The organism is Gaiella sp. (genome assembly GCF_057140465.1).
On the sequence record NZ_DBNHWK010000039.1, the window covers coordinates 1 to 6,173 of the forward strand.

Genomic DNA, 6,173 nt, shown 5'->3' on the forward strand with positions numbered 1-6,173 from the left:
GAGGAGCCAGTCGGCGAGCCAGGGGTTCCGTGGCAGGAGCGGCCCGTGGAGGTACGTGCCGATGGCCCGGGCAACGCGACAGCCCTCGAAGCCGGACGCTCCGTCGTTCCCGAAGCCGGCGACGACACGCCCGAGCGGCTCTGCGTCGACGTCGAGCACGGTGCGTCCGGCGTGGTTCTCGAAGCCGGCGACCGTGCGCCGCAGCCCGGGCTCGAGCTCGCACTCGAGCAACACGTCTCCGATCATCCTCGTGTCACCCGCGATCGTCTCGAGCGGGAACAGGCCGACCCCGGGCATCCAGGAGCCGTCGCGCCCTCGGTAGCCGCGCCCGAGGAGCTGGTAGCCGCCGCAGACCGCCAGGAGCGCGGAGCCGTGCTCGACCGCCTCGTGGATCCGCTCGCCCCGCGCCGCGAGATCGGGGGCGATCAGTGCCTGCTCGCGGTCCTGCCCGCCCCCGATGTACACGAGGTCGTACGCGTTCGGCGCGAACGGGTCGCCGATGCCGACCGGCACGACCGTGAGCTCGTGCCCCCGCAGCGCAGCGCGGCGGGTGAGCACGGCGATGTTGCCACGGTCAGCGTAGATGTTGAGGTAGTCGGGGTAGAGGTGGGCGACGCGGACGATCATCGGGAGCGCTCCCAGAACGGACGGACGTGGCCCCGCGTCGTCAGCACCTTCCGGAGCGCGAGCATCGCGGTGTAGGTCGGGAGCACCGCGAGCTCCTCACCGTCGGGGACGAGCTCGAGTGCACGGTCGAGAGCACCCTCGAGCGCGGGCACGACCTCGAGACGCTCCAGGGGATAGCCGGCGTACGTGAAGCGCAGGGCGAGCTCGGCCGCGCGGTCGCCGCTGACGACGATGCGCGCTGCGGCGGCGAGCAGCGGCTCGAAGTCGACGTCCCAGATCCACGACACGTCGCGCCCGTCGGCGATGGCGTCGTTGAGCGCGACGAGCAGCGTCGAGGGCACGCCGCCCTCGACGAGCGTGCGGACGACCTCGTTCGCGCCGGCGGGATTCTTGATCAGGAGCAGGAGCAGCGTGCGCCCGGCGACGTCGACGCGCTCGAGCCGGCCGAAGGCCGCGGCGAAGCGCTCGATCCCCGCGTGGACGGACGACGCGGTCTCGCCGAGCTCGAGGCAGAGCGCGGTGGCGGCGAGCGCGTTGTAGACGTTGTAGAGGCCGGGGAGGGGCAGCCGGACACGGCGGGTCTCCGTCGGCAGCGCGAGGTCGAAGCTCGTCGCGTCGAGGCCGGAGAGCTCGAGGTCGCGCGCGGCGATGTCGAGCGCCGGGCGCCCATGGCCGCAGGACGGGCAGTGGTAGTCGCCGAGGTGGCCCACGTACGCGGCGGTGTACGCGTAGGGTGAGCCGCATCGCACGCAGTACTTCGAGTCGGCGGCGTGCTGCAGCGCAGGACGTGCGACCCGCGGGTCGTCGATGCCGAAGCGCACCGACCCCGGCCGGTCGGCGGCGAGATCCGCCACGAGAGGGTCGTCGGCGTTGACCACGAGCCTCGTCGTCTCCGGCAGGGCTGCGACCACCTCGCGCCAGCGCTCCGCGATGTGCTCGAGCTCGCCGTACCGGTCGAGCTGGTCGCGGAACAGGTTCCCGAGCACGAGCACGTGCGGCTGCAGTCTCCGAAGGAGCTCCGGGAGCGCGAACTCGTCGACCTCGAACAGGCCGAGCTCGGCGTCACGCGTCTGGAGGAGGGTGGAGGCGACGCCGGAGGCGAGGTTGGCGCCGGAGTTGTTCCACGCCAGCCGGTGCCGCGCCCCGAGCACCTGTGCGGCCATTGCGCTCGTCGTCGTCTTGCCGTTGGTCGCAGAGACGACTGCGGTGCCCCGGGGCAGGCGCGCGGCGAGCGCGTCGATCGCGTCGGGATCGACGCGCCACAGGAGCTTGCCGGGCAGCGTGGTGCCCCCGCCTCGACCCGCTGCACGGGAGACGGAGCCGGCGAGGCGTGCAACGCCGATCTCCAGTCCCAGGCGCATGCTCATGGAGGCGAGCGTAGCGGGACTCCAGTCGGCCGAGCCGGCAGGGCGTCGCTCTACTCGACTTGCATGTTATCCATGGTGATCTACTATGATTGCATGGCCAGGAGGCGAAAGCGCATCCCTGCGCTCGAGCACATCGACGAGGCCGCCCTGGCGGAGTTCCGCGCCGGGTTGCGCCGTCGGTACAGCGACGACGAGATCCTCGCGGAGCTCCGGGCATCTGCCGAGCGTCTCGGGCGCTCCCCGACGATGCGCGAGTTCGCAGCGGACCCGGAGGCGCGTGTGCACCCGCAGACGGTGATCGAGCACTTCGGGAGCTGGAACGGGGCCAAGCGGGCCGCCGGCCTCGCGCCCCGGCGATTCATCTCCAGGGAGGAGATGGTGCGGCAGCTGCGCGAGCTCGGCGAGGAGCTCGGTCGGGTGCCGACCTCGCGCGACATCGAGGAGCGTCGCGGCCGCATGGTGTCCAAGTCGTTGATCTGGCACACGTTCGGCTCGCTCTCCGACGCACTCCGCGAAGCCGGCTTCGACGTGCCGAGTGGGGAGGAGCGCGTCGAGCGTGCGGTCCGGCAGGGGGCGCACCTCGCGCGGACGCTCGGCCGTCTCCCGACGATGGCCGACTGGAAGGCGGCGCGATCCGAGGATGCATCGCTGCCGAGCGAGTGGCAGGTCTACCGCATGATCGAGATCGACACGGGCCCGTGGGCGGCGTTCCAGTTCCTGATCAGGGAGCAGCTGCTGGAGGAGGGTGTGACCGTCGCGCCCGATGGAGCCGTCGACCGCGTCTGACGACCCGGGCTACGCCATCGTCCAGGCGGCCAGCACGGCCATGCGCTGCAGGCAGTAGTCGCCCTCGTGGGGCGCGCGGATCGCGGGCAGCGATCGCTCCTCGCGATAGCTGTGGTCGGGCTCGAACGACTGCCGGGAGACGACCGTCCCGCCGTGGATCCGCAGGAACGTCCCCTCGGGGACCTCGGTGTGGGCGAGCCCGACGCGCAGGGAGCGCTCGACGACGCCGAGCGCAGCGCTCGTCGACGCGAAGAAGACGCCGTCGCGGCATTCACCGATCCACAGCGGCCGACCGATACCGCGCGCGAGGAAGAGGCTCTCGGGATCGCGCGCGTCGAGCCACGCCGTGGCCATCGTGCCGTACAGCTCCTCGAGCGCCCGGGGATCGTTCCCGGCCTCCTCGACGAGCGCGAAGATGACCTCGGAGTCGACCGTCATGCCCGGCCACTCGCGCTCGAACCCGTGCCGGGCGAGGATCTCCTCGTCGTTCGCGATCACGCCGTTGTGGATCCCGACGACCGACCCGTGTCGGATCGGGTGGTTGTTGACGTCGAGGGAGGGGTGGCCCTTCGTGAAGTCGCGGACGTGGACGAGGAGCTGGGCCGTGTCGTCGGGAACGACGATGTCGTCGATCAGGCCGCTCGCACCGGTCTGGCGCTTGTGGACCGCAACGACGTCGCCGTCGCCCCGGTACGCGTAGCCGACCGCGTCCTCGCCGCGTTCGGCGATGCCGGCGAGCAGCGCCTGGGCGGCCAGCGTCCGGGGGGCGGCGGATCCGCCGACGAGACTGTATCCCGCGATCCCGCACATTCTGTGTCCCGTTCTCGAGCTGCCCGAGGCCTGCGCGTCTGAGCGTAGCCCGTGAATGTGAGCATTCGGTTCGAAGCGAGTCGCCCAATTCCTCCGCGCGGCCGGGGCCCGTTCCTCAAGCCGCCGAACGATCACGCCGATACGTGGCGTGTGGATCCCGCCGAGCGCCTCTTCGACACTCCTCCTGCGTCCTCTGACGAGCCTGCGGACGACGTCACGGGCGACCCGCTGAAGCTGTACGTGCGCCAGATCGGTGACGGCCGGCTGCTCACGGCAGCCGAGGAACGAGAGCTCGCACGCCGGAAGGACGAGGGGGACGAGGAGGCGAAGCGCCGGCTCATCGAGTGCAACCTCCGGCTCGTGATGTCGATCACGCGGAACTACACGCGCGCCAGCGTCCCGTTGCTCGACCTGATCCAGGAGGGCAACCTCGGCCTGATCCGCGCCGTCGAGAAGTTCGACTGGACGCTCGGCTACAAGCTCTCGACGTACGCGACCTGGTGGATCAAGCAGTCGGTGCAACGGGCGCTCGCCGAGCAGAGTCGGACGATCAGGCTCCCCGTGCACGTCGCCGACCAGGTCCGCAAGGTGCAACGGGCGCGCCGGGCGCTCGGCCAGAAGCTGAGCCACGACCCGTCGCTCGAGGAGATCGCCGACGAGAGCGGCTTCCCGGTCGCGCGTGTCCAGATGCTCCTCGACCTCGTTCAGGATCAGGTCAGCCTCGACACGCCGGTCGGTGACGGCGAGTCGCTGATGGGCGACCTCATCGAGGATCCTCTCGCAGAGGAGCCGGAGGCCGAGACGGCGGACCGCATGCGTGCGGAGGAGCTCGCGGCAGCGCTCTCGCAGCTCAAGCCGCGACTCCAGCGCGTGCTCGTGCTGCGTTTCGGTCTCAACGGGGAGCATCCCCGGACGCTCGAGGAGGTCGGCGCCGTCCTCGGCATCACGCGTGAGCGCGTGCGGCAGCTCGAGACGCGTGCGTTGCGCGAGCTGCGCCAGATCGCTCCCGGGCTCGAGCTCTACCTCCGCACCTAGCCGCGACGCCCGGGTCGCCGCGGCATCGATCAGCCGGCCGAGATCGCCTGCACCTCGCGGAGGCCCGCGAGGCGACGGAGCGACTCGAGCTCGATCTGGCGGACGCGCTCGCGGGTCAGCCCGAGGCGACGGCCGATCTCCTCGAGCGTCTGCGGCTCGCCGCCGTCGAGCCCGTACCGCATCACGATCACGTCGTGCTCGCGCTGCGGCAGCCCGCCGAGCGCGGCGCGGAGGGCCTGGCTCCGTAGCTGGAGCTCCACCGTCTCCTCGGGCAACGGCTCGTCCCCGGCGACGAAGTCCCCGAGCACGGCGTCCTCGGTGTCCCCGACGGGCGCATCGAGGCTCGCCGACGCCCGCGCCGCCGCACGCACCTCCAGGACCTGCTGCACGGTGATGTTGGCCTCGTCGGCGATCTCCTCGATCGAGGGCTCCCGCCCGAGTCGCGTCCACAGCGATCGGTCCGCCCGGTTGATCTTCTGCATCCGCTCGACGATGTGCACCGGCATCCGGATCGTGCGCGCCTTGTCTGCGAGCGCGCGGGCGACGGCCTGGCGGATCCACCACGTCGCATACGTCGAGAACTTGAAGCCCCGGCGCCAGTCGAACTTCTCGACGGCGCGGATCAGGCCGAGCGTCCCCTCCTGGATCAGGTCGAGGAACGGGAGGCCCTGGTTGCGGTAGTTCTTCGCGATCGAGACCACGAGCCGCAGGTTCGACTGGATCATCTGCTGCTTGGCGAGCTCGTCACCGCGCTCGATGCGCTTCGCGAGCTCGACCTCCTGTGCGGCGGTGAGGAGCTCGTGGCGTCCGGCCTCGCGGAGGAACAGCTGGAGGGCGTCCGTCGTCGTCTCGACGGTCCCCTGGCTGGGCACGGGCGCCTCGGCCTGACGGGCCTCGATCAGGTCGATGCCGCGCTTCTCCAGCTCCCGCAGCACCGCGTCGCGCTCGAGGGCTGTCAGCTCGTGGAGCTCTTCGACGTCGGCGAGGTCGGCGGCGCGCAGCACGCCGGACTGCTCCGACGCCTCGAGCAGGAGCCGCAGCTCGTCGAGGCCGAGAAGGGTGTCGATGTCGACCGTTGTCACGGGCGTTCGTGCGGCCTGTTACACGATCGATCATCTCGCGTGGAGATGCTCTTGTCCAGTGCGACCCGGCAACTCCGTGATCCAGCCGTCCGCCTGTGCCGCGTTCCGGCCACCCCGACGCCACGCTGTTCGCCGGGGAGTGCCGGACGCCGCTCGAGCACGCGAGAGGAGGCCGCGACACTGCAGCAGCAGCAGCCGTCGGTGTGGTGCGCCCGATTCCGCCGCGTGCACGATAACGCACGTATGGCGGGGGGTGTCTGTCCCGTAACGCTCAATCCCGGAAACCGTGGTTTTGAGCCAAATCTCGGGATAGGCAACCCCCCGCTAGTCCATGAAATCCACCCTGTTCGGCACCGTTCGTTAGCAAACGTGTTAGCAGTTTCGTCGTCTGTCGAGGCGACACGAGCCTGTCACAATGTCGCGCTGAGGCTGGAGCAGGACGAGACGAACCCCGAGCGGGTGTCGT

General features: G+C 70.6%; 6 protein-coding genes. 2 read left to right on the forward strand and 4 right to left on the reverse strand.

Annotated features, from left to right (window positions below; translation table 11 throughout):
* Positions 1–627, reverse strand: a 627-nt coding sequence (locus tag AC162C_RS05800; RefSeq protein WP_484096724.1) for a type 1 glutamine amidotransferase, incomplete at its 3' end; no start/stop codon positions are given.
* Positions 624–1,994: a MurT ligase domain-containing protein gene (locus tag AC162C_RS05805; protein WP_484096725.1), complete on the reverse strand. Its 1,371-nt coding sequence runs from the start codon at positions 1,992–1,994 to the stop codon at positions 624–626. The genes AC162C_RS05800 and AC162C_RS05805, both read right to left, overlap by 4 nt.
* Before the next feature lie 93 nt (positions 1,995–2,087).
* Between AC162C_RS05805 and AC162C_RS05810 the strand changes: the two genes are divergently transcribed.
* The gene (locus tag AC162C_RS05810) at positions 2,088–2,780 is read left to right on the forward strand and encodes a homing endonuclease associated repeat-containing protein (RefSeq protein WP_484096726.1); all 693 of its coding nucleotides are present in this window, start codon (positions 2,088–2,090) and stop codon (positions 2,778–2,780) included.
* A gap of 9 nt (positions 2,781–2,789) precedes the next feature.
* Here AC162C_RS05810 and AC162C_RS05815 read toward each other — a convergent pair whose 3' ends face one another.
* Complete coding sequence (locus AC162C_RS05815) at positions 2,790–3,590, reverse strand: class II glutamine amidotransferase (RefSeq protein ID WP_484096727.1); 801 nt, start codon at positions 3,588–3,590, stop codon at positions 2,790–2,792.
* 150 nt (positions 3,591–3,740) lie between these two features.
* On the opposite strand from AC162C_RS05815, the gene AC162C_RS05820 reads away from it, so the two are divergent.
* A complete protein-coding gene (locus AC162C_RS05820) occupies positions 3,741–4,625 on the forward strand; it encodes a sigma-70 family RNA polymerase sigma factor (RefSeq protein WP_484096728.1) in 885 nt (294 codons plus the stop codon).
* Between the two features lie 29 nt (positions 4,626–4,654).
* Here the strand turns inward: AC162C_RS05820 and AC162C_RS05825 are convergent, their stop codons facing one another.
* Positions 4,655–5,707, reverse strand: coding sequence for a sigma-70 family RNA polymerase sigma factor (locus tag AC162C_RS05825; RefSeq protein ID WP_484096729.1), 1,053 nt, complete (start codon positions 5,705–5,707; stop codon positions 4,655–4,657).
* Positions 5,708–6,173: the final 466 nt, after the last annotated feature.